Source organism: Streptomyces rhizoryzae (genome assembly GCF_023155275.1).
Classification (GTDB): domain Bacteria; phylum Actinomycetota; class Actinomycetes; order Streptomycetales; family Streptomycetaceae; genus Streptomyces; species Streptomyces rhizoryzae.
The window spans coordinates 40,202-66,249 of record NZ_JALMUV010000030.1 but is presented as its reverse complement, the minus strand read 5'-3'; the positions used below and the strand labels follow the sequence as shown (position 1 = coordinate 66,249).

23 protein-coding genes and 2 pseudogenes are annotated in these 26,048 nt (G+C 75.3%); 18 read left to right on the top strand and 7 right to left on the bottom strand.

The window, feature by feature from the left end; genetic code table 11:
• The first annotated feature begins 23 nt into the window (after positions 1-23).
• The 5 genes and pseudogenes from MUU72_RS22750 to MUU72_RS22730 all read left to right on the top strand — a co-directional run bounded on the left by MUU72_RS22750 (position 24) and on the right by MUU72_RS22730 (position 4,736).
• Complete coding sequence (locus MUU72_RS22750; RefSeq protein ID WP_248015214.1) at positions 24-1,607, top strand: PH domain-containing protein; 1,584 nt, start codon at positions 24-26, stop codon at positions 1,605-1,607.
• Between the two features lie 201 nt (positions 1,608-1,808).
• Positions 1,809-2,579 (top strand): alpha/beta hydrolase, encoded by a 771-nt coding sequence (locus MUU72_RS22745; protein ID WP_248015213.1) that lies wholly within the window; start codon positions 1,809-1,811, stop codon positions 2,577-2,579.
• 161 nt (positions 2,580-2,740) lie between these two features.
• Positions 2,741-3,466 carry a dienelactone hydrolase family protein gene (locus tag MUU72_RS22740; RefSeq protein WP_248015212.1) on the top strand — a complete coding sequence of 242 codons (726 nt, stop codon included), beginning with the start codon at positions 2,741-2,743 and terminating at the stop codon, positions 3,464-3,466.
• A 218-nt stretch (positions 3,467-3,684) separates the two neighbouring features.
• Positions 3,685-4,223 (top strand): annotated as a pseudogene (locus tag MUU72_RS22735) (nitroreductase).
• A gap of 135 nt (positions 4,224-4,358) precedes the next feature.
• Entirely contained in the window at positions 4,359-4,736 is a 378-nt protein-coding gene (locus tag MUU72_RS22730; protein WP_248015211.1) for a nuclear transport factor 2 family protein, read from the top strand.
• Positions 4,737-4,998: 262 nt separating this feature from the next.
• Here the strand turns inward: MUU72_RS22730 and MUU72_RS22725 are convergent, their stop codons facing one another.
• Entirely contained in the window at positions 4,999-5,964 is a 966-nt protein-coding gene (locus tag MUU72_RS22725) for an NAD(P)-dependent alcohol dehydrogenase (protein ID WP_248015210.1), read from the bottom strand.
• Positions 5,965-6,066: 102 nt separating this feature from the next.
• On the opposite strand from MUU72_RS22725, the gene MUU72_RS22720 reads away from it, so the two are divergent.
• Positions 6,067-6,747: a TetR/AcrR family transcriptional regulator gene (locus MUU72_RS22720; protein ID WP_248015209.1), complete on the top strand. Its 681-nt coding sequence runs from the start codon at positions 6,067-6,069 to the stop codon at positions 6,745-6,747.
• Positions 6,748-6,806: 59 nt separating this feature from the next.
• Here MUU72_RS22720 and MUU72_RS22715 read toward each other — a convergent pair whose 3' ends face one another.
• Positions 6,807-7,739, bottom strand: coding sequence for a LysR family transcriptional regulator (locus MUU72_RS22715; protein WP_248015208.1), 933 nt, complete (start codon positions 7,737-7,739; stop codon positions 6,807-6,809).
• Between the two features lie 71 nt (positions 7,740-7,810).
• Between MUU72_RS22715 and MUU72_RS22710 the strand changes: the two genes are divergently transcribed.
• The 3 genes from MUU72_RS22710 to MUU72_RS22700 are packed head-to-tail and all read left to right on the top strand — an operon-like array spanning position 7,811 to position 9,946.
• The gene (locus MUU72_RS22710; RefSeq protein ID WP_248015207.1) at positions 7,811-8,752 is read left to right on the top strand and encodes an NAD-dependent epimerase/dehydratase family protein; all 942 of its coding nucleotides are present in this window, start codon (positions 7,811-7,813) and stop codon (positions 8,750-8,752) included.
• 14 nt (positions 8,753-8,766) lie between these two features.
• The gene (locus MUU72_RS22705) at positions 8,767-9,651 is read left to right on the top strand and encodes an aldo/keto reductase (RefSeq protein WP_248015206.1); all 885 of its coding nucleotides are present in this window, start codon (positions 8,767-8,769) and stop codon (positions 9,649-9,651) included.
• A gap of 25 nt (positions 9,652-9,676) precedes the next feature.
• Positions 9,677-9,946, top strand: a complete 270-nt coding sequence (locus MUU72_RS22700) for a hypothetical protein (RefSeq protein ID WP_248015205.1) — start codon at positions 9,677-9,679, stop codon at positions 9,944-9,946.
• Positions 9,947-10,189: 243 nt separating this feature from the next.
• Here the strand turns inward: MUU72_RS22700 and MUU72_RS22695 are convergent, their stop codons facing one another.
• Complete coding sequence (locus MUU72_RS22695) at positions 10,190-11,911, bottom strand: acyl-CoA dehydrogenase family protein (protein WP_248015204.1); 1,722 nt, start codon at positions 11,909-11,911, stop codon at positions 10,190-10,192.
• Positions 11,912-11,985: 74 nt separating this feature from the next.
• Positions 11,986-12,543, bottom strand: coding sequence for a PadR family transcriptional regulator (locus MUU72_RS22690; RefSeq protein WP_248015203.1), 558 nt, complete (start codon positions 12,541-12,543; stop codon positions 11,986-11,988).
• A gap of 218 nt (positions 12,544-12,761) precedes the next feature.
• On the opposite strand from MUU72_RS22690, the gene MUU72_RS22685 reads away from it, so the two are divergent.
• Complete coding sequence (locus MUU72_RS22685) at positions 12,762-13,442, top strand: adenosylcobinamide amidohydrolase (RefSeq protein ID WP_248015202.1); 681 nt, start codon at positions 12,762-12,764, stop codon at positions 13,440-13,442.
• Between the two features lie 65 nt (positions 13,443-13,507).
• Here MUU72_RS22685 and MUU72_RS22680 read toward each other — a convergent pair whose 3' ends face one another.
• Positions 13,508-15,934, bottom strand: coding sequence for an NACHT domain-containing protein (locus MUU72_RS22680; RefSeq protein WP_248015201.1), 2,427 nt, complete (start codon positions 15,932-15,934; stop codon positions 13,508-13,510).
• A gap of 160 nt (positions 15,935-16,094) precedes the next feature.
• Between MUU72_RS22680 and MUU72_RS22675 the strand changes: the two genes are divergently transcribed.
• The 5 genes from MUU72_RS22675 (at position 16,095) to MUU72_RS22655 (ending at position 20,031) form a co-directional block, all read left to right on the top strand.
• Complete coding sequence (locus MUU72_RS22675) at positions 16,095-17,156, top strand: AfsR/SARP family transcriptional regulator (protein ID WP_248015200.1); 1,062 nt, start codon at positions 16,095-16,097, stop codon at positions 17,154-17,156.
• Positions 17,153-17,872, top strand: coding sequence for a DUF6585 family protein (locus tag MUU72_RS22670; RefSeq protein ID WP_248015199.1), 720 nt, complete (start codon positions 17,153-17,155; stop codon positions 17,870-17,872). Before MUU72_RS22675 ends, MUU72_RS22670 begins: the two co-directional genes overlap by 4 nt.
• 94 nt (positions 17,873-17,966) lie before the next feature.
• Positions 17,967-18,725: a PE-PPE domain-containing protein gene (locus MUU72_RS22665; RefSeq protein ID WP_248015198.1), complete on the top strand. Its 759-nt coding sequence runs from the start codon at positions 17,967-17,969 to the stop codon at positions 18,723-18,725.
• A gap of 246 nt (positions 18,726-18,971) precedes the next feature.
• A complete protein-coding gene (locus MUU72_RS22660) occupies positions 18,972-19,367 on the top strand; it encodes a hypothetical protein (RefSeq protein WP_248015197.1) in 396 nt (131 codons plus the stop codon).
• Positions 19,368-19,386: 19 nt separating this feature from the next.
• A complete protein-coding gene (locus tag MUU72_RS22655) occupies positions 19,387-20,031 on the top strand; it encodes a hypothetical protein (RefSeq protein WP_248015196.1) in 645 nt (214 codons plus the stop codon).
• Positions 20,032-20,046: 15 nt separating this feature from the next.
• Here MUU72_RS22655 and MUU72_RS22650 read toward each other — a convergent pair whose 3' ends face one another.
• Positions 20,047-22,302, bottom strand: a complete 2,256-nt coding sequence (locus MUU72_RS22650) for a M56 family metallopeptidase (RefSeq protein ID WP_248015195.1) — start codon at positions 22,300-22,302, stop codon at positions 20,047-20,049.
• Complete coding sequence (locus MUU72_RS22645) at positions 22,299-22,847, bottom strand: hypothetical protein (protein ID WP_248015194.1); 549 nt, start codon at positions 22,845-22,847, stop codon at positions 22,299-22,301. The genes MUU72_RS22650 and MUU72_RS22645 overlap by 4 nt, the downstream gene beginning before the upstream one ends.
• Before the next feature lie 157 nt (positions 22,848-23,004).
• On the opposite strand from MUU72_RS22645, the gene MUU72_RS22640 reads away from it, so the two are divergent.
• The 3 genes and pseudogenes from MUU72_RS22640 to MUU72_RS22630 form a co-directional block, all read left to right on the top strand.
• Complete coding sequence (locus MUU72_RS22640) at positions 23,005-23,973, top strand: alpha/beta fold hydrolase (RefSeq protein ID WP_248015193.1); 969 nt, start codon at positions 23,005-23,007, stop codon at positions 23,971-23,973.
• Positions 23,974-24,055: 82 nt separating this feature from the next.
• The gene (locus MUU72_RS22635) at positions 24,056-24,421 is read left to right on the top strand and encodes a DUF1330 domain-containing protein (RefSeq protein ID WP_248015192.1); all 366 of its coding nucleotides are present in this window, start codon (positions 24,056-24,058) and stop codon (positions 24,419-24,421) included.
• A 27-nt stretch (positions 24,422-24,448) separates the two neighbouring features.
• Positions 24,449-25,522, top strand: a pseudogene (locus tag MUU72_RS22630) (RNA polymerase sigma factor); the annotation flags it as partial.
• Positions 25,523-26,048 lie beyond the last annotated feature (526 nt).

Genomic DNA, 26,048 nt, shown 5'->3' with positions numbered 1-26,048 from the left:
CCCGCCGGTGGCAGGGTTGGGGCATGAGCAACGCGGAGGAAGTGGTGTGCCGGCCTTCGCGGCGGCGCGTCCTGTGGTCCTGCGTCGGACTCGGAGCGGTCGGGGTGGCCCTGGCCGCGGTGCGCGCGGTGTACGGCCAACGGCTCCTGGACGTCTGGCTGGGGAGCGGCGTACTGCTGGCCGGGCTGGGCATCGCCTCGCTCCTGGCGGTCACCGCCGAGGTGACCGCCGACGCGCACGGCCTGCGCGTCCGGAAGCTGCTGCGCCGCCGGAACGTACCGTGGCAGGACGTCGCCGACCTGCGGGTGCGCCTGCTGCACGCGAACAGCAGCCGCGCCCCGGAGGTCCGCCGCGTCAGTCTGCTGCTGCGGAACGGACGCAGCATGCTCCTCCCCCTCCCCCAGGAGGGTTCCGGACACGCCTCGGACTTCGACGCGACGCTGGCGGCCCTCCGCGCGCTGCACCGCCGGTACGGTGCCCCGGCGTCGGGCCACCTCCCCGTCGTGTCGTACCGCACCGCCGGACGGGGCTGGGCCGGTTCGCTGGCCGCCTGCGTGCTGCTGCTCGTGCCGGCCGGCGGGATCGCGTACTCCGTGCCGGACATCGCGTCGTACGAGCAGGCGTGGCAGGCAGCCACGCCGTGCACCGCCGGGACGCCCGCCGGGGAGCGGGCCGCGTGCCTGACCACGCGGCCGGCCGTGGTCGCGCGCACCGAGGTCCGCCCGGCCCGGCAGCGCAGCTGGCTGTACTTCGCCGAGGGCCGGCCGGTGCCGCGCCTGGCGGTGTCCGACGAGGCCGCCCAGGCGTTCCGGCCCGGCGAACGCGTCGAACTGACCGTCTGGCGCGGCGAGGTGATGAGGGCCGCCGGACCGCACCACGTGTGGCGCGCACACGTGCCCACCGCCCGGTCCGTGCTGGTCGTCGCGGTGGGGCTCGTGCTCGCCGCGGGCTACCCCGGGGCCCGGGTGCTGCTGCGTCTGCGCGGGCGCCGGCTGCCGGACGACGAGGTCCTCCCGTCGGCCCTCCCGTTCGCGGGGGCGCTCGTCGGCACCGCGCTGTGGCTGCTGCCCCTCTGCTACGTCCACGCGACGGATCTGCTCGACTCCCCCGTCGCGCTCGCCTGGGCGGCCGTCGGCGTGCTGTGCACCGTGGGCATGGTGGCGTCGGCCTGGCGGGCCACCGGGGTGCGCCCGCCCGGGGGGCCGGAAGGGGCCGGCGGGGAGGCGGTCGCTGCGGACGCGTCCGCCGATGCGGAGGTGTTCGTGGCCGCCCGCTTCCTGGAGCACACCGACTACAACCCGCACCACTTCGGCACCCACATCGTCCTGGGTGGCGGCCCGCTCGCGGTGACGCCGCACGCCGGTCCGGGCCGGTTCGCCGCCAAGCGGATACCGGTGGAGCGGCTCACCGTCACCGGCGTGCGGAGGCCCCGCGGCGGCGACGGCGACGGGATCCCGAGCAGCTGGCACATCGCCGAACTCGACGACGCGGGGGTACCGGTGCGCCTCGCGGCCGCCCCGGCGGACCTGGCCCGCATCATCCGCCGGCTCTCCGCCGGGGACTCCGAGGGCCGGTCCCGCCCCGCCGAACCCCGTGCGGAGTCGTGATCGCGTGGCGGGGCGAACAAATGATTGGACGGGGTGTCGCTCGGGCTTGTAGCTTCTGATTGCCCGTGACACCGCCCGAGGAGGTGAGACCCATGAACGCTGTATCGACGTGGGTGCTCCCCCTTCCCGTCACGGCCGGCGATTGACGTAGGTGTCGCCGGGAGCGCCTCGACACCAAGGCACTCCCGAAAGGCCACACCCATGCATTCCGATTCTCTGCAGTTCACCGCCGCGACGTCCGCGAACGGCATCGTGGAGCGCGACTTCACCCTGGGCGAGGTCCCCGGGGTCCTCTGGTCGCCGGTCTCCGGCGCCGAGCGCGCACCCCTGGTCCTGATGGGCCACGGCGGCGGCGGCCACAAGAAGCACCCGGCGATGACGGGCCGGGCCCAGCGCCTGGTGACCGGCTGCGGCTGCCATGTCGCCGTCATCGACGCACCCGGCCACGGCGACCGGCCCCGCACCGCGTACGACGAGCAGGAGGTCGCCGAGCTGCGCCGGGCGCAGGCGGCGGGCGAGCCGGAAGGGCCGATCGTCGTCCGCTACAACGCCCGCCTGGCGGAGCTCGCCGTGCCCGAGTGGCGGGCGGTCCTGGATGCCCTCCAGCAGTGTCCGGAGATCGGCGCCGAGGGGCCGGTGGGCTACGTCGGCATCGGTCTGGGCACCGCGATCGGCGTGCCGCTGGTGGCGGTCGAGCCCAGGATCAGGGCCGCGGTCCTCGTTGCGACCTGGCCCGACGTCCTGATCGAAGCGGCGCGGCAGATCACCGTCCCGATCGAGTACGACCTCCAGTGGGACGACGAGCGCGTCCCGCGCGAGGCCGGTCTCGCACTGTTCGACGCCTTCGCCTCGCAGGAGAAGACGTTGCACGCCAACGCGGGCAAGCACCTGGAACTGCCCCGCTTCGAGGCCGACAGCGCGGTCCGGTTCTTCGCCCGGCATTTCGGCCGGGCGGTCCCCTCACCGGCCTGACGGTGAGCGGCGGCGGCGCCCGGTCCACCCACCGGGCGCCGCCGGCACGGCCCGGCCCGGGGCGGGACCGGGGCCGGGGCAACTCCCCCGCGCCCCACCGCAGTTCCGCTGAGGGTGAAGACCGGTCCGGCCGGCCCCGGTGATCACTACAGTCCGTTGTCATGACGACGATCACCACCCGAACGGTCAGGTACCCGGCCGACGGCCTCACGATGGTCGGGCACCTCGCGCTCCCCGCCGGTGAGGGCTGCCGGCCCGCGGTCCTGGTCGGGCCCGAGGGAACGGGCCTGAACGACGTCCTGCGGCGCCGGGCCGACGCCCTGGCCGAACTGGGCTATGTGGCCCTGGCGTTCGACTTCAACGGCGGACGGTGGTTCACCGACCCCCAGGAGATGCTGGCGTACGCGCTCCCCCTGCTCGCCGACCCCGACCGGATGCGGGACATCGGCCGCGCGGCACTCGATGTGGTGCGTGCCGAGCCGCGGACCGACCCCGACCGGATCGCCGCCATCGGCTACGGAACCGGGGGCGCGATCGCGGTGGAACTCGGGCGCGCCGGTGCCGACCTGCGCGCGATCGGGACGGTCAACGGCCTCATCACGGGCCGGCCGGGCGAGGCGGCGCACATCCGCTGCCCGGTGTGGGCCGGGGTCGGTTCGGAAGACCCGATCATGTCGCCCGAGCACCGGGAGGCGTTCGCCGCCGAGATGCAGGCCGCGGGCGTCGACTGGCGCCTGGTGGTCTACGGCGGAGCCCTGCACGCCTTCCACCACCCGCCGGTCGACCAGGCCGTTCGCCCCGGCGTCGGCCACCACCCGCTGCACGCGCAGCGGGCCTGGCGCGACATCCTCGATCTGCTCGCCGAGTGCGTGCCTGTGACGGAGTGAGCCGGAGCCCGGGGCGCGGTCAGTCCGGGTGCCAACACGGGTCGGGTGACGGCCGGTTGTCGCCCCCGGGGGTTCGGATCCCGGGGGGCTGGGGGCCGGGACCGGCCGGGCGCGCGGTGACGGCCGACGGCTGGGCTCGCGTTCGCGGACCGGCGGAAGCGCCGAAGCGCCCCCGCCCTACGGTGGACGGACCCGGTCGAGCGAGAGGACGCGCAGACGTGGAGGTGTACGAGGCCGTGGACAGCCGCAGGGCCGTGCGGGCGTTCAGCGCCGAGCCGGTCCCCACAGAGCTGCTCGAACGCGTGCTGACCGCGGCGACGCGGGCCCCGTCGAGCGGGAGCCTCCAGCCGTGGCGGGGGTATGTGGTGACCGGCGAGCCCCTGGCCGAGCTCAAGCGACGCGCGGTGGCCAGGGCCCTGGCGGGCGACCCGGGTGACGAACGGGAGTATCCGATGTACCCGGCCGGCCTGGCGTCGCCGTACCTGGACCGATTTTCCGCCGCGGCCGGTCAGCGGTACCGGGCCCTGGGCATCGGATGTACGTCCAGACGGTCCTGCTGCTGCGGGCGGAAGGGCTGCACAGCTGCCCCCAGGTCATGTGGACCACGTACCGCAGGACCGTCAGCCGGACCGTCGGGGCCGAGGACGGGCTCGTGTTGGTCTGCGGCATCGCGGTGGGCTTCGAGCGGGAAGGCGTGCCACGGCTGCGTACCGGACGGGCGGAGATGACGGAAAGGGTGCGCTTCGTGGGAGGGTGAAAGCGGAAGCGGGAGCGGAAGCGCCGGCACGACCGGCCCGCCGGTTCCGTCCAGTGCTGTGACCCGGGGGGGTCCCCGTGATCGGAGGGCGGCTCGCGGGGCGAGCGCCCGCGCACGGCTGGTATTACTGGGGGCATGCAGGAAGAGACCGCGCGCTCCGCAATCGACACGTTCATCTCCGCGTTCAACACCTCGGACGACAGCTGTGTGACTGCCCTGCTCTCCCAGGCCCTGACCTCGGACGTGGTCTTCTGGGGGCCATTGGGCCGCAGCGAAGGGATCGAGGCGGTCGAGCGGTTCGTGCTGGACATCCGGCGCCACCCGGCGGGGACCGGTACGATGGTGCGCTGCTCAGCGGTGGACATGCCTGGCGAGTGGGCCCGGTACCGGTGGGTCTTCACCACGCCGGACGGGGGCCCGCGGCTGGCGGGAACGGACGTCGTCCATCTGCGGCGGAGCCTCATCGACCAGGTCATCGTCTTCGCCGGGGAGATCGAGCCGTCCGCCCCCTGAACCCTCTGTCGCCCGCCTCCTCCGGAACTCGCCCCCTTCGGCGCCCGGGGCTGCGATGCGCAGTCGGTCGGACTGCGGTGCTGCGGGGGCGCCCGCCCCCGCGGATGCCCTTCTCGCAACGGGCGCGGGCACGTTCGTTGCGTTGGGCGGCGAACGCGTCGGGGCGGCGGGCGGTGGTGTCGGGCCAGGCCGTGTAGCGGAAGGAGGTCGAAGGAGGTCCTGGGATCAACGAGTGGCCGTGATCAGCACCTCCACGGCCGTCCTACGCGACCCTGACCACGTACTTGCCCTGGACGCCGCCCGCTTCCAGCGCCTGGTGTGCCGCTGCTGTCTCCTCCAGGCGGAAGACCGTGTCCACCGCAGGGCTCAGCTTGCCCTCGACCACATGGCGGGCGAGGTCGTCGAAGTCCGCCCGCGTGGGGTTGCCGCTGAAGAAACGCACCCGGCCGTGTCCGTGGACCGTGCTGGCCGCGAGGTAGCCGAGCCACGCCGCAGGCCGTTTCGGGTCGAAGGCGATGGTGACCATACGCCCGCCCGGATTCAGGAGGTGCCGGAAGGCCCGCAGGCCGGTCCCCGCGGTGTCCAGGACGACGTCGAAGCGGCCCAGCTCCGCCGGTCGCACGGTCCGGTGGTCGACGGCCTTGTGCGCGCCGAGCCCGCGGACGAAGTCGAGGTTGGCTGCCCGGGCCAGGGCCGTGACCTCGGCGCCGTACGCCCGTCCGAGCTGGACGGCGGCGTTGCCGACACCGCCCGAAGCGCCCCGGACGAGGAGCCGTTCGCCGGGGCGCAGCCCGGCTTTGTCCCGCAGTGCGGTGATGGCCGTGGTGGCTACCGGCAGCGCGGCGGCGTCCACCGGGTCAAGGCCGTCGGGGAGCCGGCCGACCCGCTCGGCGGGTACGGTCACGTACTCGGCGGCGCTGCCGAACCCGGCGGTGCGGCCCAAGACCCCCCATACGCGGTCGCCGGCCGCGAACCGGGTGACTCCGGCCCCCCGTGCGGCGACCTCGCCGGTGAAGTCCAAGCCGACGCGCTTGGGGAATTTCCGGCCGCTCAGGAGGCGGAGACGGCCGGCACGTACTGCCAGTTCGCCGCCGTTGACGCTGAACGCGCGCACCTTCACAAGGACCTCGCCGGGGGCCGGCTCGGGGCGTGGCACGTGGCCCGTGTAGAGCACATCGGGGCCGCCATAGCGGTCGTAGAGCACTGCCTTCATCATGCGGTCATTCATCGTTCCGCCTTTGCCGCCGGGGGGCCGTACAGGGATCCGGCATCGACCGTAAGCTCTTAAGTGGACGCAATCGTCCGCTTGGACCGGAAGCGAGAGACAGTGATGGCGGAATCCTCTCGGATCACAGCCCGGGACGGGGTGCGGGCGGACGCCCGGCGCAACCGGGAGCGCGTCCTCGTCGCCGCCCGTGCGGTCTTCGCGGAGCACGGGATCGACGCCCCGATGGCGACCGTGGCCCGACGGGCCGGGGTCGGCGTGGCGACGCTGTACCGGCATTTCCCGACCCGGGACGCCCTGGTGCGAGGCGCGTTCGCGCAGCAGATGGAGACCTGCGCGCGGGCGCTCACCGAGGCTCTGGCCGCTGTTGACCCGTGGCAGGGCTTCCAGCAGCTGGTCGAGACGGTCTGCGCTCTGCAACGGGAGGAACGCGGGTTCCCGGCCGCGTTCGTCGCGGCCTTCCCGGAAACCGCGTCGGAGCACGCGCGGTCCCGGCAACGAGCCGAGCGGGACTTCACGACTCTGGTACGCAGGGCCCAGGCGTCGGGCGCGCTACGGGCCGACTTTCACCCTTCCGACCTCGCCGTGGTCCTCTTGGCACACTGCGGTCTGGCGACCGCCCTACCGGATGACGGTGCAGCGTCCCGGCGCCTGGTGGCCTATCTGCTCCAGTCGTTCCGCACCGACCCGGCCAACAAACCGCTGCCCCCACCGGCTGCCCTGACACTGCGCAGCCTCCCGATCGCGACAGCCAGTCCCCAGGGGCAACGACCCTCCCGAGCCTGACAAGAAACGGTACGTGCCCAGCGCACATCCAGCCCGATGACTCCACGTCCGCGACAGCCCTAGCCGGGCACGTCGCGGCCGGTCAACTCCGGCCCGCGAGACGCCTGTTCGCGGAGGGACTCGATGAAGACCGTGACGTGGGGGTGGTCGCGGCGGTGGCCGAGCGTGGCGACGCCGAGGTGCCGGGTCGGGGCCGGCGGGGCGAGCGGGACGGTGCACAGGCCCGGCACCGCCGGGGTGAGCGCGATGGCGGGGGCCAGGGTGATCCCCATGCCCGCGGCGACCAGCGAGCGGGCGAAGAAGTAGTCGGTGGTGGAGCCGCGCACCTCCGGTGCGAAGCCCGCGCGCTCGGCGTAGCGGCGCAGGTACGCCTCGGTCTTGTGGCAGCCGAGTACCCAGGGTTCGGCTGCCAGCTCGGCGAGGTCGAGCGCCGCGCGGCCGGCGAGCCGATGGTCCTCCGGCAGGACGACGTGCAACGGGTCCTCCAGGAGCGCGGTCCACCGCAGGGCGGCGCTCGGGCCCGGGCCGACGGGCAGCGGCCCGTCGAAGTGGTAGGCGAGGGCGAGGTCGACCGCGCCCTGGCGGACCAGCGGCACGGTGTCCTCCGGTTCGCCCTCCCTGACGTGCAGCACGGTGTCGGGGTGGGCGGCCATGAAGCGGGGCAGGGCGCCGGGCAGGAGGTGCCGGCCGCCGCTGGTGAAGGTGGCGACGGTGAGCTGGACCCGGCCGGTACCGAGCCGTGCGACCTGCTGCTGGGCCCGGGCGAGTTCGGCGGCGACGGACTCGGCGGCCCCGACCATGATCTGGCCGGCCGGCGTGAGGGTGACTCCGCGCGTGCTGCGCGCCACCACCCGGGTGCCGAGGCCGCGTTCCAGCACCGCGATGTGCTGGGAAACGGCGGAGGGGGTGAGGCGGAGGGCGCCGGCCGCCTTGCTGAAGCTGCCGTGGTCCGCCACCGCCCGCAGGACGCGGAGCCGCTGCACATCGATCAACAGTTTTCCTTAACGCGTTTCCAGTAAGCCGCCACTTCTGCTGATGACGATAGGCGGCCAGGGTGGGGGGCATGCAACGGGTATGCGTCATCGGCGGAAGCCGGTACTTCGGAAAGCTCCTGGTCGAACGGTTGCGGGACGCCGGTCACCAGGTCAGTGTGGTCAACCGCGGCTCCGCCGGGCCGCCCGCCGGGGTGGCGCACCTGGTCGCCGACCGCGACGACGAGGCGTCGCTCCGGGCCGCGCTCGGCTCCCGCACCTTCGACGCGGTCGTCGACCAGGTCTGTTACACCCCCGTACAGGCCGCGCTCGCCGCCCGCGTCTTCGCCGGCCGCACCCGGCGCTACGTCATGACGTCCACGATCGAGGTCTACGACCCGGCGACCGCCGCGCTGCCGGCCGTTCCCGAGGGCACCCCGGTGCCGGAGGAGCACGTGGACCCGGCCGCCTGGCGGGTGGCCCCGGACCTGCCCTGGCACGACCCGGCGTACCTGGCGGCCCACTACGCCGAGGGGAAGCGCCAGGCGGAGGCCGTCCTCACCCGGGCGGGCGGCTTCGCGTTCGCCGCGGTGCGCGGTGCGCACGTCCTCGGCGGCGGCGCACGGGAGTTCACCGGACGGCTGGCGCACTACACCGAGCGCGTCCGCCGGGGCGAGGAGATCACCGTGCACGCACCGCTGCTGCCGACGGTGTTCCTCCACTACCGGGAGCTGGCGGACCTGCTGGGGTGGGCGGCCACCGCCACCGGCTTCACCGGACCGGTCAACGCCTGCTCCGACGGCCCCCTGGACGCGCGCCAGCTCACCGCGCTGGTCGCCGCGCAGGCCGGCCGGGAGCCCGTCCACCGGGTGGTCGCCGCCGGCGAGGCGGCGTCGCCGTTCTCCTGCGACCGCCACTACGCCATGAGCAACGCCCGTGCCAAAGCCCTGGGTTTCGCCTTCTCGCGCACCACCGACTGGCTGCCCGGCGCCATCGCCGAAGCCCTCACCGCATCCGCCGCCCCCACCCCGTGAGGAACGTGACCGCCATGCAGGACCGCACCCTCGGAGACCTCCGCGTCAGCGCCATCGGCCTGGGCGCCATGCCGCTGTCCATCGAGCACCGCCCGGACGAGCGGCGGGCGCTCGCCACGCTCCACGCCGCCCTCGACGCCGGCGTCACGCTCATCGACACCGCCGACAGCTACCACTGGCACGCCGGCGAGGTGGGCCACAACGAGCTGCTGATCGCCCGCGCGCTGGCCCGCTACGGCGGCGACACCTCCGGCGTGCTGATCGCCACCAAGGGCGGGCGCGGCCGGCCCGGCGACGGCAGCTGGACCGTCACCGGCACCCCGGAGCACCTCAAGCGCGCCGCCGAAGCCTCCGCCAAGCGGCTGGGGGTCGCGGCGATCGGCCTGTACCAGCTGCACAAACCGGACCCGGCCGTACCCTGGGCGGAGTCCGTCGGCGCCCTGCGGGAGCTCCTCGACGCCGGGACGATCCGCGCCGCCGGCCTCTCCAACGTCAGCACCGACCAGATCCGTCAGGCGCACGCGATCCTCGGCGACGGACTGGTCTCCGTGCAGAACCGGTACTCGCCCGCCGTCCGCGACAGCGAGCCCCAGCTGCGGCTGAGCACCGAACTGGGCCTGGCGTTCCTGCCCTGGAGCCCCCTCGGCGGCATTTCCCGCAGCTCCCTGGACGGCCCCTCCGGCCCGGTCGCCCCGCGCACCGCCTTCCACCACGTGGCGGCCGAACGGGGTGTCAGCCCGCAGCGGATCGCGCTGGCCTGGCTGCTGGCCCGCTCCCCCGCCGTGATCCCGGTGCCGGGGGCCAGCCGCCCCGCCTCCATCACGGATTCGGCCCGGGCCGCCGACCTCGTCCTGAGCGAGGCGGAGCTGGCGCGGCTCAACCAGAGTCTCTTGCCATAACTGATGGCGATGCAGAGCTGACTGCATGGCAGACGCGTCGGTGCCCTTGAACGGCACCCACCGTGAAGTCCTCGCCGGGCTCGGCGAGTTGACCCGCAAGGTCCGCGCCGCCCAGCCCGGCACCTGCTTCCCCCTGCTGCTGCTCGGCGCCCTCGGCTTCGGCCTGGCAGCCACCCACCGCCCCGAGCCGGGGGAAGCCGTGTGCGCACCGCGCCGGCCTGGTGGGAGGAGCGGGCGCGTCTCCCGGCGGTCAACGGCGAAGGTCCCCTTCTCTGCTGAGGAGGGGACCTTCTGACGGAGCGCCCGGCCGGCCTTGCACCTGCATCTCCCACCGGTTGGTGGACGTCTTTCCTTGGACCACGGACGCGACGCACGCCTTCCGCCCGCTGTCCGCGGGCCGAAGCTGCATCATGATCATACCGGAAGCCCGGGGGCGGTGGTCCACCGCTCCGCCGGCGTGGCCGCCCGGGGCCGCGGTGCGGTCCCGGGCGGCACGGCTCCCGTGGGGGGTCATGGGGCGTTACGAGGGCCCGGGGCGCTACGGGGCCATCTCGTAGGCGCCGGCCAGGGCTTCGACGCGCTGCCAGACGCGGGCGGAGCGGGCCTCGTCGGTGACCGGGCGGCGGACCGCGCCCAGCGCCCAGCTCTGCTGGGCCTCGGTGGCGGAGTCCTTGCCGTGGAGTTCGACGGCGTGCGCGGAGAAGTCGCGGACGAGGACGGCGAACAGCTCGTCCAGGACGTCGGCCGCCAGGCCGGTCAGATGCGCCTGCTCCAGGATCAGCTGGCCGTGCACGACCAGGGCGAAGAGCTGGCCGACGGCGAGCAGCAGATCGAGGTCGCGGCTCTGCGCCTCGTCGGGGGCGGCGGTGGTCACGAACGCGCAGAGCGCGTCGGCCTGTTCGCGGAAGCGGGCGACGTTGGGCAGCTCGGCGAAGCGGTCGTAGGCGGTGCGCCAGTCGTGGAAGCGGATGGCGCCCAGGCCGCGGGCGGGGCCCTGGCGGAAGAGGAAGGCGTCGTCGGCCGCGTCCAGGCGGGTGGGCACCGGCGCGTACGCGGCGGGGTTCAGCAGGTGGTTGCCCATGAACTTCAGGATCAGGGCGAGGTTGACGTGGACCGTGCCCTCCAGCTTCGGCAGGCCCCGGATCTCGGTGGCCGCCTGGGCGAAGTAGGTGTCCTTCTCGAACCCCTTGGCGGCGATCACGTCCCACATCAGGTCGATGACCTTCTCGCCCTCGGTGGTCACCTTCATCTTCGTCATGGGGTTGAAGAGCAGGTAGCGGCGGTCGTCGGGGCCGGCGGTGCGGAAGTAGTCGACGGCGCGGTCGCTGAACAGCTTCATGCCGACCAGGCGGACGTAGGCGTCGGTCAGTTCGCGGCGCACGTGCGGGAAGGCGGTGACCGGGCGGCCGTAGAGGATCCGGTGCTGCGCGTGGGTGACGGCCTCGTACATCGCGTGCTCGCAGATGCCTATGGAAGCGGTGCACAGGTTGAACTTGCCGACGTTGACGGTGTTGAGGGCGGCGTCGAAGGCGGCCCGGCCGGTGTGCAGGACGTCGTCGGGGCCGACCGGGTAGCCGTCGAGGCGGAACTCGCTGACGTACTTGGAGGAGTCGACGACGTTCTTCACCAGGTGGTAGGCCGGGTGGCGGCTGTCGGCGGCGAAGAAGACGTAGCCGTCGGGGCCCTCAACGTCGGTGCGGCGGCCGAAGACGGAGACCAGGCCGGCGGCGTTGCCGTTGCCGATGTAGTACTTGGACCCGGTGGCGCGGAAACCGCCGTCGCCGTCGGGCTCCAGCAGCATGTCGGTGGAGTAGATGTCCGCGCCGTGGGCCTTCTCGGAGAGGCCGAAGGCGAACACCTCGCCCTGGTCGAGGAGTTCGGCGGCGCGGGCGCGGGCGGTGGCGTTGTCGCTCTGCCAGACCGGGCCGAGGCCGAGGATGGTGACCTGCCAGGCGTACCAGTAGTCGAGACCGTAGAAGCCGAAGATCTCGTTCAGGGCGGCGATCCGGGCGGTGTCCCAGCGCTTGTCCGGCTGCCCGTCCGCGGCGGCGGCCGGGGTGAGGAAGGTCGCGAACAGCCGTTCCTCCGCGGCGAAGGCGAGGAAGTCGGACAGCCAGGCACGGGAGCGGTAGTCCTCGATGAGCCTGCGCTTGCCGCGCGCCTCGAACCAGTCGACGGTGGCGCGCAGCAGGCGGCGGGTCTCGGCGTCGAAGTGCGCCGGGTCGTAGGTGCGGGGGTTGAACAGCAGGGCATCCGCCATGAGGGGCGCCTTTCGTGGCTCGGTGGTATCGGGTGGGGGGTTGCGGCGAAGGGGCGGGCCGGTGCGCCCGCGGGTCAGGGCGCGGGACGGAGCCGGTGCAGGGTGGCGAGGACGTCGTCGAGCCAGGCGATCGTCATCCGCTCGTAGGCGATGCCGCCGCGCAGGACGACGTGCTGGAGCTCCCGGCCGGCGTCCAGCGGGGCGCCGGCCGCGGGGCCGGTGAAGTCGCGCCGCTCCCCCGCGAGGTAGTGGGCGAGCCGGTCGGCGTGCTCCCGGCGGTGCCGTTCGACCTCCTGGATGAGGGCGGCCGGGTCGTCGAAGACCGCGCCGCGGATCTTGACGGCGAGGTCGTGCCGGACGCTCTCGGGCTCGACCGGTTCGTGCAGCCACCGGGAGAGGGCGGCGCGGCCGGGGGCGGCGACGGAGTACTCCTTCTTGTCCGGGCGGCCCTGCTGCGGCACGTCGCGGACGTCGATCCAGCCGTCCTGCTCCATCCGCTTGAGCACGCGGTAGATCTGCTGGTGGGTGGCGGTCCAGAAGTAGCCGATGGACCGCTCGAAGCGCCGGGACAGCTCATACCCGGAGCCCGGCTTCTCCAGCAGCGAGACGAGGATCGCGTGTTCGAGCGCCATGCCTCGATCCTGCTATGCAACTCGTTGCATAGACAAGCGGTGCAGGGCGGGTGAGACGCGGGTCACCCGGGCGGACGCCGCCCGCGTCCCCGGCCGCCGCCCGCCCCGGGGGAGGCGGCCGGGCCCCGTGCGGCCGGTGCGGGCGGGGCGCGCGTACGATCAGCCGGTCCCCGGGGCCGGTCGCGGCCCCTCCGGTCGGTCGAGGAGTCGTTGTCCCGGTGAGCGCCGTCGTTCCGCCGCCCCGCGCCGTCACCGGTCTGCTGCCGCCGGGTCAGCTCACGCGCGAGGAGGACGGGGAGCAGCTGCACGCGCTGCTGTGGCGGGCCGGGCCGGGCTGGCGGATGATCAGCAGCGCCGTACTCGGCGGCGGGCTGGGCGAGCGCTCCTGGGTGCTCAACGCCCAGGTGTCGCACGGCTACCGGCGCACCGACCCGGACCGGCACCTCGCCGGACTGGCCGCCGCCGCGGGGGCGCGGGGGCCGGGGGTCGGGCTCATGACGGCCGCGGACGTGCGGGCGTACGGCCACGGGGCGGACGGCGGCGCCGAGGCCGCCGCCACCGCGGGGCTGGGGGTGCGGGGGTGGGCCGCCTCCCCGGCCCGGGGCACGCTCACGGCCGCCCGCCCGGGCACGGTCAACATCATCGCCGCGCTTCCCGTGGCGCTGACCGACGCCGCACTGGTCAACGCCGTGGCCACGGCGACCGAGGCCAAGGTCCAGGCGCTGCTGGAGACCGGCCACGACTGTTCCGGTACGCCGACCGACGCGGTGTGCGTGGCCGCGCGGACGCCGGGTGCGGGCGAGGAGCCGCACGCCTTCGCGGGCCCCCGCTCGCTGTGGGGCGCCCGCTTGGCCCGGGCCGTCCACCGCGCCGTACGGAGCGCCGCGGCGGGCGCGTGACGGGCCGGGGCGTCACGCGCTCCGTGGGGCTCCGGCGCGGGCCTCCGGGCCGCCCGCCGGGCGCGTTACGGGGCGCCGGGAGCGGTGGACTCGGGGGTTCCGGGGCTGTGCGGGCTTCCCGGACTGTCGGGGCTGCCGGGGCGGTCAGGGCTCCCCGGGGGCCGTTCCGCGGTGCTGGGGCGTGGGGAGCGGTAGGCGCGGGCGAGGTGGTGCTGGAGGCGGGCGTGACGGAACTGGTAGACCGCGCCGGCCTGGCGGAGCACGCCCCGCTGGTAGGCGTCTTCGAGGAAGGCGACGACGGACCAGGGCAGCCGGCCGGTCAGCGGCAGCCAGATGCGGGAGAAGACCGCCCACTGGCCCCAGGAGGTCAGGCTGAAGGTGTAGCCGAGGGCGCCGCCGAGGCCGCTGATGAGGCCGAGTTTGAGGGCGGCGGTGAGGTTCCAGACGACCGGCCCCAGGAGCATCGAGACCGGGCGGATCACCGCCATCGAGGCGAGGCCGACGAACAGGCCGAAGACCGGTGCCCAGACCAGGAGTTGGGCGGCGACGGTGCGTCCGTTGGTCCGCAGCAGGCTGACCGGGTTGACCGCGGAGCGGATGTCGAGGGGGGTTTCGAAGAGGGTCAGCAGGCCGAGGGTGGGGCCGGCGGCCAGCGCGAACATCAGGCCGAAGATGAGGCCGTCGCCGAGGCTGCCGGCCAGGATGACCGGGAGGCCGGCGTGGTGCACGGCACCGTTGATCGCCCCGTGGACGATGCCGTAGCCGGCGCCGAACACCAGGCCGCAGAGCACGCCGACCGCCAGGCGGCGCAGCGGGCGCCGCCCCGTTCTCCGCTCCCTGCCGCGCAGCCGCATGCGGACCGCGGACGGCTCCACGGCCGTGTCCTTGGCCGCGACCATGAACCAGTACGCGAGCCCGAACAGGAGCCCCGCCAGGAGCCCCGCCACCAGTCCGTCCACCAGTTGGTACGCGAAGGCGTCGAAGGGGATGCCGACGACGCCGTCGGCGAGGGCGATGGCCACGGCGACCACCAGCGCGGTGACCAGGGTGCGGGTGAGGCGGCCCATGCCGTGGCCCAGGCGCCACCATTCCAGGTCGGGGGTGTCGAGCCGGTCCAGGTGGTGGGCCAGGTAGCCGAGCCAGTACCGGGCGCGTTCGGGGTCCCAGGTGCGGAGCGGCCCGCCGCCGGGGCGGTGTTCGGGGCGGGGGCGGTAGGCGGTGGTGGTGAAGTTGTCGAGAAGGTGGTCCTCCAGTTCCCCGGGGGTGCCGAAGCGGCGGGTGTCGAGCAGGGCGGCCGGGTCACTGCCGGGGGTGTCGCTGTAGACGGCGCGGGCGAGGGTGACCATCAGCGGTGTGGTGAGCACCGCGGCGAGGGTGGCGCCGGCCCGGCGCAGCGGGCGTTCGCGCAGGGCGGTCAGCACGGGCTCCCAGGCGGTCGCCGAGCGGCCGGGGCCGCCGCGGGCCTTGCGGGTGGTGCGCGGCAGGTAGTCGGCCAGGTCGTCCAGGGTGAGGTCGGTCAGTTCGACCGCGGCGGCGGAGGTGAGCACGTCGGTCTCGGCCACCGCGGCGGCGTACTCGGCCGGACGGCTGGTCAGGAGCAGCGGCAGCGTGGTGGCGTTGAGGGCCTCCAGCGCGGGGCGGCGCAGCCCGTCGGCGATCTCGTCGAAGCCGTCCAGGACGGGGAGGATCCGGCCGGTCTCGACGAGCGCGCCGGCCAGCGGCGTACCGCCGGGCCCGGGAGCGGCCAGGCCGGGGTGGTCCCGGGTCAACTGGGCGGCGAGCCAGTCCCGGAGGGTGATGGCGGTGGGGTCCCAGGAGCCGATGCTGAAGATCACCGGCACCGCGTCGGCCCGGCCCCGGGCCGTCAGGAGTTCCAGGACGAACCGCACGGCGAGGATCGTCTTGCCGGAGCCCGAGCGGCCCAGCACCACCAGCCGCCCCGACGGTATCCGCCGGTACACCTCGACGACGGCGTCCAGTTGCCCGCTCAGGTCCAGCGGGGCGTGCGGGCTGCCCGGGGGCAGGCGGCGGATGTTGGCCCAGTGGTCGGTCAGCTCCTCGGCGACCGGCCGCCAGCGCACCGGCAGCGGGTAGGGGTCGTGGACCTGCCGCTGCTCCTCCTCGCGCCGCCAGCGGGCGGCCACCGCCTGCGCGACCTGATCGGCGACGTCGGCGAGGGTGGTGTGCAGCGGCGAGCCCGGCGGGCCGCCCGCGGGCGGGGCGGGGGCGAGCGAGGCGGGCGGCTCCGCCGGGCGGTCGTCGTCCGCGCTGCGGCGGACGGCGGACGCCAGCAGCCGCTCGCGCGCCTCGGGGCTCAGCCCGAGCGCGTCGGCCAGGAAGCGCACGGTGGTCATCCGCGGGTCGGCGCGCTCGCCGGTCTCCAGGCCGCGGATGGTGCGGACGCCCACTCCGGCGCGTTCCGCCAACGCCTCCTGGGTCAGGTTCGCCTCGCGCCGCAGCCTTTTCAACAGGGCGCTGAACTCACTGGTCACGGGTCTCGGCCTTCCCCCGGCATGTCGATTTCCCCAGGTGAGGGACTCTAGCGCGGCCACCGGCCGGATACGGCCGGTCTGCTGGCCTGTCCGTTCGCCCGCCCCGGGGCCAGCGTCGGGACCGACCGCCCGTCCCCCCCACACACCAGGAGAGCCCGCAATGCCGACGACCGCGACCCTCGGCCGGCCGACCGATCCCCCGCTCACCCGCCAGGAGCGCGAGGTGCTCCGCGCGGTCGGCTGCGGCCTGACGGACACGGAGATCGCCCGCACCCTCGCCCTCCCGGAGAACGCCGTCGGCGTCCACCTCGGCCGGGTCCTCGCCAAGCTCGACCTGCGCGACCGGGCCGCCGCCATCGTCCACGCCTTCGACAGCGGGCTGGTGGTGCCCGGCCGGGGCCCGCGCGGCACGGCCCCGCCCGTGCCGCGGACCGCGGTCCGCCGGCCCCGCGGACCGCGGGTGCGGATCTCCGTCCTCGGGCCGCTGCGGGCCTGGCGCGACGGGCAGCCGGTGGACCTGGGCCACCTGCGCCAGCAGGCCGTCCTCGCGGCACTGGCGCTGTGCCGGGAGCGGGCGGTCGGCAAGGACGAACTGCTGGACGCGGTCTGGGGGATGGAGCCGCCGCTCACCAAGGTCGTGCCGGTCTACATCTACCGGCTGCGGAAGGTCCTCCAGGCGGAGCACGGCGCGGAGTCGGTGATCCGGCACGACCGGTGCGGCTACCGGCTGGTCCCGGACGCGGTCGAGGTGGACGTGGCGCGCCTGGAGGAGCGGGTCACCGCGGCCGGTGCCGCCGAGCGGGCCGGCGAGGCGGCCGAGGCGGTCCGCGTGCTGGCCCAGGCGCTGGAGCTGTTCCGCGGGGAGCCGCTGGCCGGGCTGCCGGGGCCGTTCGCCGAGCTGGAGCGGCTGCGGCTCACCGAGCGCCGGACCGCCCTGGCGCTGCGCAAGCTGGAGCTGCAACTGCGGCTGGGCCGGCACCCGGAGGCGGTCGGTGAGCTGTGGGCGCTGGCCGCGGCGCAGCCGCTGGACGAACCGGTCGCCGCGCTGCTGATGCGGGCGCTGTGCCACAGCGGCCGGCAGGCCGACGCGCTGGGCGTCTACGAACGCACCCGGCGCCGGCTGGCCGACGAGCTGGGGGTGCCGCCGAGCCCGCTGCTGCGGCGGGCGCACCGGACGATCCTGGGCGGCTGCGACGCCGGCCTCGCGCCGGGCGCGCCGTGACCGGCCCGGCGCCGCGCACCCGCGGCGAGGAGCTGCTGCTGGCGCGGGTCTCCGCGGCGGCCGGGCGGGCACGCCTGGGCCGGCGGCTGGCCACCCACCCGGCGACCGCGTACCGCCCGCGCGCCCGGACCGGCCTGTTCCGGGTGCTCGGCCGCCGGCCGGCCCGCGTCCCGTACGGCCGCGCCACCGCGGCGCGGGCGAGCCCGAACGCGCGGCTGGACCTCTACGAGCACGGGATGACGGTCGCCGTGCAGGGCCGGATCCACGTCGTCCGCTACGCCACCACCGCGGTGTTCCGGCAGTGTGCCCGGCCGCGCGGCGGGTCCCCGGCCGGCGCCGCCGTCCTGCACACGCTCACCGACGTCGAGCACCGGCGCCTGGTGCTGGTCGGCGGCCCGGCGGGCGGCGACCCGCGCCCGTGGGAGCACGAGCTCCCACGGGCCGTCCTGCGGGCCCAGTTGCCCGGTGCGCTGGCCGCGCTGCGCCGGGGGGAGCGGGTCTGCTTCGGGGAGATCTGGCTGACCCGGGAGGGGGTCGGCGCCGGAGCGCTGTGCGCGCCGTGGCAGCGGGTGCGGCGGATCGGCGTGCAGGAGGGGTTCGTCGTGCTCACCCTCGGTGGGCAGCGGCACCGGCTCGGGCCGGCGGTGTCCGGGATTCCCAACCTCTTCGTCTTCCGGGCGCTCGCGGAGCAGTGCCGCACCGGGGACGTCCGCTGACCGCCTTGCGTTTCATCGCCATTCCAACGGCCGCCGCTAACGTCGGCGCGGAACCACGCACGTGCCCCACCGCACTTCGAGGAGAAGCCCAGCGATGACCCTGCGCACCAGATGGAAGAAGGCGATCGGCACGGCCGGAGCGGCGGCGGCCCTGGCGGCCCTGACCGCCGCGACACCCTCCGTCGCCCACGCCGCTCCGGTGCACCACTACTACCTGGAGGTCGGCGGCACCGGCTCGGCGGCGCCCGCGCCCGACTGCACCTCCACGTACGCCTTTGCCAACAAGCATCTCGACGGCGGCATTCCGGTGCCGGTCTGCTACCCGGCGAGCGCCGGCCCCTGGCTCAACGGCCACAACGCGCCCGACCTCAACGCCCCGAGCTACGACGCCAGCGTCCGCGAGGGGTACCGCAACCTGCTGGCCGCCGCCGAGGCCACCCACCGCCGCGACCCGGCCGCCCGCCTCACGCTGGTGAGCTACTCCCAGGGCGCCCAGGTGGCCGACCAGGTGCTCGCCACCATCGCCGCCGGCCGCACCGCGATACCGCGCTCGCAGGTGAACGGCATGCTCTACGCCGACCCCATGCAGCCCGGCACCGGCGTGTGGGCGCGGGTCCCCAAGGGCTGGAGCGCGCTGGGGTTCACCTCCACGGGGGCCGCGCCGGCCGCGTACGAGGGCGTCCCGGTGCGGCGCTTCTGCATCCGCACCGACCTGGCGTGCGACGCCACGTCCCTGCGGTCCGTGCCCGGCTTCGTGAACCAGCACCCCACGTACTGGCAGGAGGGCAACATCATGACGCAGACCATCGCCCAGGACGGCGGTGACGGCATCACCTGGTACGACGCCCGGTAGGGCGCCTGCCACGCGCGCCGCGGGGCGGCCGGCGAGGGGGTACGACGCCTCGCCGGCCGTCCCGCGGCGCCGTGCTCCGGCCCTCCCCCGGCGCCACCGTCCCGCGCCCCACCGGGGTTTCATCGGCATTTCAGCGCCTGCGGCGACAGTGGCCGGGACGGGGCGCCGAACGGACCGTTCGGGCGCCCGCCGCGCCCCCGCGTGCCTCGGCGGGTGCGCGTCCGCAGCGAGTGAACGGGTATCCCCATGGACGAACTTCTGCACAAACTGGTCTCCGCCGTCCTCACCGGCGCGCTGATCGCCCTGGTGGGGTATCTCAGCGTGTCCGTCCGCCGGCGCCGGGTGGCCCGCGAGGAGGCCGCCGCGCCGGCCCCGGTCGAGGACCCCACGCAGGCGCTGCTGCGGCAGGCCCGGCAGCTGGACGCCGACCGCGACGAACTGGCCGCCCGGGGCCGGGAGTCGGAGGCCCTGGGCCGGGCCGGGGAGGCCGCCGACGCCTGGCGGGCGCTCACCCGGGCCCGGCCGGGACGGTTCCAGGCCGAGCGCCGGGCGGCACTGGGCCGGCTGAGCGAACTCCTGGACGCCCGGGGCCAGGACCAGCAGGCCGCCCAGGTCCGCCGGGAAGCCGCCGGCCTTTCCTGACCGAGCGAGGAGACCCACCATGCCCGCCGCGATCTGGGCCGGCCGGAACGCCACCGCCGAGCAGGCCGCCGCCGACCTCACCGCCGCCCTGGGAGCCGAACTGGGCCTGGCGCTGCCGCCGTTGGCCACGGCACTGCCCGCCGGGAGCACCGGCGTCCCGGCCGGGAGCCTGCTCCCGCCGCGTGCGCGGTTCAGCGGGATGCCCGCGCCGACGCACTGCTTCCTCTACGTCGACGCCACCGCCCCCCGGCGCTTCGAACTCCGGGCCGGGGTCCTGTCCGGGCGCGCCGGGCTCCGCCGCAGCCTGGGGCTGGGCCCCCTCCTCTACGCGGTACCGCTGGCCACCGCCCCGGTGCCCGCGGCCGTCGAGCTGAGCGCGCCGGGCGGTGCCGCCCCGGCCCGCTTCACAGGCGACCCCGCCACCGCGGACCGCCTGAACCACGACAGCGGCCTCACCGACGCGGCCCGGGCGCTGACGCCCACCACGGCCGGTCCCGACCGGAACCACACCTGGCAGGTGGCCCGGCGGCTGGTGATCGAACCGCTCCCCGAGGGCGCGGTCCTGCTCGTCCAGACCCTGCACCGCCCCACCGCCCGCGGCTGGTCCCCCGGTGCCGCGGCGGTGCTGGACTTCGCGGGGCGGGTGGAGGCGTGCCTGGGGTAGTCCGCCGGCGGGCGCTCAGCGGCGGGCACGGTCGCGCAGGCCGGTCCAGGCGGGGAGGAGCAGGAGGGCCAGGGCGGTGGTCCACACCGTGATGAGGGGGGTCGTGGTGAGCGCCAGCTCCAGGTCGGGCGCCGGGCGGCAGGCCAGGTGGCCGGAGCCCCAGTGCAGGCAGGCGAAGTGGGCGCGGGCGGTGAAGGCGGCCAGGGGCAGCGGCAGGCCGGCGCCCAGGGTGCCCAGGACACCGTGGACGGCGCGGAGTTCAGCGGTCGCCTGCCGCCAGGCGACGACGAAGCCGACGGCGAGTTGCAGCAGCACCGCGAAGGCCACCGGATAGAAGGTGACGACCGCGCCGAGCCGGACGATCGGCCCGGGGAGGACCACCGCGCAGCACAGGTGCCACAGCCACAGCCCGAGCCCGGCGGCCGCGCCGAACACCGCGCCCTGCACGACGGCCCGCGCGGGACGCAGCACCGGCGGTGCGAGCAGCGCGGCCGCGTGCGCGGCGGGCAGCGGCCGGAGCAGGAATCGCTCGGGCCCCGTACCGGGCACGCGGACGCGGCTGCGGCGGGAGAGCCGGACGGCGAGCGGCGCGGCGAGCGGGAGCGTGGCCGTGAGCAGGACCAGCGCGAGCACCCCGGCCGGCGGCGGGAGGACGAAGGCCGTGGAGAACACGTACCCCAGGTAGTCCAGCGGGGTGGGGAGGAGGTTCAGCGGGCGGGGCGGCGTGAGCAGGTCGAAGCCGGGGCTGCCCGCGGCGTAGGCGTGTGCCAGCCAGACGCTCAGCAGCGCGACGCCGGCCGCGCAGCCGGCCGCGACGAGCCGGAGGGGGCGGCGGGCGGCCAGCACGGCGGGGGCCCAGAGCCGGGCCGTCGCCGCGTTCCACCGCACGTATCCGTAGCCGACCGCCCCCAGGACCAGCCACCAGGCCAGTTGGACGGGGAGCGAGTCGGCGAGGCCGAGGGCCAGCGCCGTGCTGCGCACCTGGTCCCCGAACGTTCCCATGACGAGCCCGGCGGCCATGGCCAGCCCCGTGCGGTGGGCGCCGCGCCACCGGTCGCCGTCCAGCCGGGCGGCCAGCGTCGCCCGCCAGACGCCCATCGCCACGCCACCGCCCAGCAGGACCGCGGGGACGGCCGCGGACAGCGGGCTGCCGGAGCTGCCGAGGCGGGCGGCCTCCTCGGTCCACCGGGCCAGTTGCTGGTAGACGAGCGAGCAGGTCAGCGCCAGGCCGAACGCTTCCCACGGGCCGAAGCCGAACAGCAGCCTGGTGTCGCTCAGGGCCGCCAGCCGCCGTGCGGCGGCGGGGTGCGGGCGCAGGGCGGGCGGGAGGCGGCGGCCGGGCCGGTCCAGGTGCTGCTGGGCGGTGAGCATGCGGCGCAGCGCGTGGGCTCCCCCGGTCCACACCGCGACCCGGGCGTCCGCGTACAGCTCGCGGCTGCGCAGGACCGCGGTGCCGGTGAGGACGACGGTGGCGGCGAGGGCGCACTGGGTGACGATGAGCAGGAGTTGGTAGAGGAGGCCGCCGGGCATCAGCACCACGGCGACCAGGAGCGCGAACGGCGCGGTGACGGCCATGGGGAGCGCGAGCGCGGTGACGAACAGCCGCTGGCAGATCAGCGTGAGGAAGGCGATGTCCACATCGCGGTTGCGCAGGTGCGCCAGTTCGTGCAGGACGATCGCGCGGAACGCCTCGGGGTCCTGCCGGTGCAGTTGCAGCAGACCGCCGCTGAGCATCACCTGGCGGCGGCCGACGCGGCCGAACGCGAGCCCGGTGGGGGCCGGGTCGCGCCAGTCGGCGACGAAGCGCACCCGGCACCGCAGTCCGGCGAGCGCCACCAGTTCCGCGAGGGTGCTCCGGATGCCGGTGAGGGTGTCCGGCAGGGGGCGGAGCCGGCGCCGGCGGACCCGGTAGGCGGGCAGCAGCCAGTAGACGGCGCCGACGGCCAGCCAGAGCGCCGCCAGGGCGGGCAGTTCGACGGCGGTGCCGCTGCCGAGGTCCGGCAGCGGGCAGATGCGGGAGAGCCGGCCGGGGTCGGCGGCGGTGTCGGGGAAGTGCTCGGCCGTGCAGCGGAGGGCGTCGGCCAGGCCGTCCACGCCGCCGCCCAGGCCGAAGTACGCCGCCGTGCTGACGGCCCCGCCCAGGGCCACCGCCATCGCCGTCGACGTGCTCAGGATGAGCAGCGCGAACCGCAGCGAGGTTCCGGACGGCATCCGGAAGGGGTGCGGCATGCCCGGCGGAGCGCCGGCTGCCGGGGCCGGCGCGGCGCTCATGAGGCGTTCTCCTCCTCGTCCGGGGCCGGGGGTGCCAGCAGACCGCCGATGACGGCGTCCGCCAGCAACTGCGCCTGCGCGGGCGGCAGTCCCAGGGCGGTGGCCCGGTCGTGGGCGATCCGCCGCAGCCGCTCCAGCTCCCCGGGGCCGGGGGGCCGCCCCGCCACCGCGGCGGGCCCGGTGCCCGGGGCGGCGAACGGATTGTCCCCGCCGCCGCCCCCGCCGCCCTCCGCACCGCCGGTGCGCCGCGACCGGCGCCACCACCGGCCCCGCCGGCCCTCCCGGCGCAGCGCGTCGGTGGCGATGTTGCTCACGACGGCCGCCGCGACCGGCAGCGCGAACTGGGTCAGCGTCCCGATGAGGACGGCGTCGATGCCGATGCCCAGCGGCTCCGGACGCGTCCGGCGGCCCTCCTGCCGCGGATCGTCGAAGTACGCCGCGGCCGTCTCCTCGAAGAGCGCCAACTCCTCCGGCGCCAGCTGCCGCACGGCCTCCCGGGCCAGCCCCCGGGCCCGCTCCGCCGCGCCGTCCTGTGCTCCACCCACCGCAGCCCCCGTCTCCCGCGCGCCGAACCCTGCGCGCGAAGCACCGAAAGTACCGGAAGTATCGGCCTCCCGCGCGCCCCGCGGTCAAGCACGTCGGGACCGGCGCGGCCGGGCACCTGAGCCGTTCCCGGTACGCGCGCAGGAGTATGTTCGCCGCATGGTTGAGCATCGCATGATCGACGTGAACGGCATCCGGCTGCACATCGCGGAGGAGGGCGAGGGGCCGCTGGTCGTGCTGCTGCACGGCTTCCCCGAGTCCTGGCACTCCTGGCGCCACCAGTTCGCCCCGCTGGCCGCCGCCGGCTTCCGGGTCGTCGCCCCCGACCAGCGCGGATACGGCCGCAGCGACCACCCGGAGGACGTGGCGGCGTACAGCATCCTGCACCTCGTCGGGGACGTGGTCGGGCTGATCCACGCCCTGGGCGAGCGGGAGGCGTTCGTGGTGGGGCACGACTGGGGCGCGCCGGTGGCCTGGCACACCGCGCTGCTGCGGCCCGATGTGGTGCGCGGGGTGGCGGGACTGAGCGTGCCGCCGCCGTTCCGGGGGGAGCACCCGCCGCTGGCGGCCATGCAGGAGCGGTTCGGCGGGCGGTTCTACTGGAACTACTTCAACCAACCCGGGGCCGCGGACGCCGAGTTCGCCCGCGACACCCGCGCCGGGCTGCGCAAACTGCTCTACTCCGGCTCCGGTGACGCCCCCGGCGCCGGCCGGCCCGACCGGGCCCTGGTGTCCGACCCGGCACGGGGCTGGCTCGCGGACATGGCCGACCCCGAGGAGCTGCCGGGCTGGCTCACCGAGGAGGACCTGGACGAGCTCACCGCCTCCTACGCGCAGGGCTTCACCGGCGCGCTGAACTGGTACCGCAACCTGGACCGCAACTGGGAGCTGACCGCCCCCTGGCACGGCGCCGTGGTGTCCACGCCCGCGCTGTACGTGTACGGCGACCGGGACCTGGTCGCGTCCTTCCCCGGAACCCCCGAACTCATCGAACGGCTGCCGGAGTTGCTGCCCGACCTGCGGCGCGCTCCGCTCGTGCTGCCGGGCTGCGGCCACTGGACCCAGCAGGAGCGGCCGGCGGAGGTGACCGCCGCGCTGGTCGAGTTCCTCACGGAGCTGCGGGGCTGACTCGCTTACCTCGCCGGTAATCGCGGCCCGCGGCGCGCGGGGCTACGTTCGAGCCGTACCGGAACGAATGGAGGAACCGCGCGTGTCCGCCTACGGTTTTGCGCATCTCCGTGGCCGCCGCCACCACCCCGACATCCTGGAGTACCTGGCACGGATCCAAGGCACGCTCGACCCGTTCCACGGCCGCTTCCTGATCCACGGCCCGCCGGCCGAGGTGGTGGAGGGCGACTGGCCCGGCACCATGGTGCTGATCGAGTTCCCGAACCTGGCCACGGCCCGCGCGTGGTACGCGTCCCCCGCCTACCAGGACATCCTGCGGCTGCGGACCGACCACATCGACGGGGACCTCGTCCTGGTCGAGGGCGTCGGCCCCGCCTACGACCCGTCCGAGCGGGCGGCGAAGCTCCGGGCGGAGGAAGCTGCTCCGGGGAGGCGGCAGAGGGGCTGAAGAAACGTCGGAGAACGGTGTCGCGGGATGTCGAGGGCGGGTTTCCTGTTCCGACCGAAGGGTGAGAGCGCGCCGACGGGGCGCGCGGGAAGCACCGCCCACCACGGCGTCGAGGACCTGCTGCGCGCGCTGGCGCCGCAGGTCCTCGGCGCGCTCGTCCGCCGGTACGGGTCCTTCGACGCGGCCGAGGACGCCGTCCAGGAGGCGCTGTTGGCCGCCGCGTTGCAGTGGCCGGAGACCGGGGTGCCCCAGGCGCCGCGCGCGGCCGGCGGCCTGAGCACCGCGCAGATCGCCGCGGCGTTCCTGGTACCCGAGGCGACGATGGCCCAGCGCATCAGCCGGGCCAAGCGGGCCCTCAGGGCGGCCGGCACCCCCTTGGCCCGGCCGGGGGGCTCCGCCGGTGCCGCACGGCTGGCCGCCGCCCGCCACGTGCTGTACCTGATCTTCAACGAGGGCTACACCGCCACCGGCGGCACCGCTCTGACCGCGCCGGAACTCTCCACCGAGGCGATCCGCCTCACCCGGCTGCTGCACCGCCTGGTGCCCGAGGACGCCGAGACCGCCGGGCTGCTCGCCTTGATGCTGCTGACCGACGCACGCCGCCCCGCCCGTACCGGGCCGAACGGCGCGTTGGTGCCGCTGGCGGAGCAGGACCGCGGTCTGTGGGACCGCCAACTGATCGCCGAGGGCGTGGACCTGATCAGCCGCACGCTGCCCCGCGGGCAGGCCGGCCCCTACCAACTCCAGGCCGCCATCGCCGCCGTGCACGACGAGGCCGAGCACACCGACGCCACGGACCGGCCCCAGATCCTCACCCTCTACACCCTCCTGGAGCGGTTCGGGCCCAACCCGGTGATCAGCCTCAACCGCGCCATCGCCCTCGCCATGGTCCACGGCCCGGCCGCCGGCCTCGACCTCCTGGCGCGGCTGGAGAGCGACCCCCGCCTGGCCCGCCACCACCGCCTCCTGGCCACCCGCGCCCACCTGCTGGACCTGCTCGGCCACGACGAAGCCGCCGCACACGCCTACCGCGCGGCGGCCGCCCGCACCCACAGCGCCCCCGAACGCCGCCACCTCACCCACCGCGCCCAGCGCCTGGAGAACGGCCGCCGGGCCGTGCGGGGCCTCCCTCCCAGGGGGGAGCGGGAGATGGGTCGCGTCGGCGATGTGCACAGGGCGCGACGCGGTGAGGATCGCGGCATGGCAAAAACGTTCGTCTTCACGGCCGCGCCGCTGCTGGTCGTCGGGTACGCGGGGCTCCGCGTGCTGGACGGCCTGGACGGTGAGCGCGGTCCGGGTCCGGCCTGGACGGCCGGGCACCTGGCATTCCTCGCGGCGCTGGTCCTCTTCGTCCCGGTGTTGTGGGAACTGCGCCGGCTCGCGGGCCGCGGTCCGTTCGCGACGGCGACGGCGGGGGTCGGCCTCGTCGGGGCCGTCTGCGCGATGGCGCAGATCTCCGCCGATCTGGCCGTCGGCGCCCTCGCCGCGGACCACGAGGCCATGCGCGCGATGTTCGCCCGCATCCAGGGCGTCCCCGGGGTGGACCTCGTCGTCTACACCGCGGGACCGGTGCTGCTGTACGTGGGGTTGCTCGCCTCGTTCTGCCACCTGGCACGGGTCCGGGCCG

Bases quoted from the DNA above. Each gene is read 5' to 3' on its own strand.
- MUU72_RS22750 (WP_248015214.1), top strand. From the start codon at position 24: ATGAGCAACGCGGAGGAAGTGGTGTGCCGGCCTTCGCGGCGGCGCGTC.
- MUU72_RS22745 (WP_248015213.1), top strand. From the start codon at position 1,809: ATGCATTCCGATTCTCTGCAGTTCACCGCCGCGACGTCCGCGAACGGC.
- MUU72_RS22740 (WP_248015212.1), top strand. From the start codon at position 2,741: ATGACGACGATCACCACCCGAACGGTCAGGTACCCGGCCGACGGCCTC.
- MUU72_RS22730 (WP_248015211.1), top strand. From the start codon at position 4,359: ATGCAGGAAGAGACCGCGCGCTCCGCAATCGACACGTTCATCTCCGCG.
- MUU72_RS22725 (WP_248015210.1), bottom strand. From the start codon at position 5,964: ATGAATGACCGCATGATGAAGGCAGTGCTCTACGACCGCTATGGCGGC.
- MUU72_RS22720 (WP_248015209.1), top strand. From the start codon at position 6,067: ATGGCGGAATCCTCTCGGATCACAGCCCGGGACGGGGTGCGGGCGGAC.
- MUU72_RS22710 (WP_248015207.1), top strand. From the start codon at position 7,811: ATGCAACGGGTATGCGTCATCGGCGGAAGCCGGTACTTCGGAAAGCTC.
- MUU72_RS22705 (WP_248015206.1), top strand. From the start codon at position 8,767: ATGCAGGACCGCACCCTCGGAGACCTCCGCGTCAGCGCCATCGGCCTG.
- MUU72_RS22700 (WP_248015205.1), top strand. From the start codon at position 9,677: ATGGCAGACGCGTCGGTGCCCTTGAACGGCACCCACCGTGAAGTCCTC.
- MUU72_RS22695 (WP_248015204.1), bottom strand. From the start codon at position 11,911: ATGGCGGATGCCCTGCTGTTCAACCCCCGCACCTACGACCCGGCGCAC.
- MUU72_RS22690 (WP_248015203.1), bottom strand. From the start codon at position 12,543: ATGGCGCTCGAACACGCGATCCTCGTCTCGCTGCTGGAGAAGCCGGGC.
- MUU72_RS22675 (WP_248015200.1), top strand. From the start codon at position 16,095: ATGCCGACGACCGCGACCCTCGGCCGGCCGACCGATCCCCCGCTCACC.
- MUU72_RS22665 (WP_248015198.1), top strand. From the start codon at position 17,967: ATGACCCTGCGCACCAGATGGAAGAAGGCGATCGGCACGGCCGGAGCG.
- MUU72_RS22660 (WP_248015197.1), top strand. From the start codon at position 18,972: ATGGACGAACTTCTGCACAAACTGGTCTCCGCCGTCCTCACCGGCGCG.
- MUU72_RS22655 (WP_248015196.1), top strand. From the start codon at position 19,387: ATGCCCGCCGCGATCTGGGCCGGCCGGAACGCCACCGCCGAGCAGGCC.
- MUU72_RS22650 (WP_248015195.1), bottom strand. From the start codon at position 22,302: ATGAGCGCCGCGCCGGCCCCGGCAGCCGGCGCTCCGCCGGGCATGCCG.
- MUU72_RS22640 (WP_248015193.1), top strand. From the start codon at position 23,005: ATGGTTGAGCATCGCATGATCGACGTGAACGGCATCCGGCTGCACATC.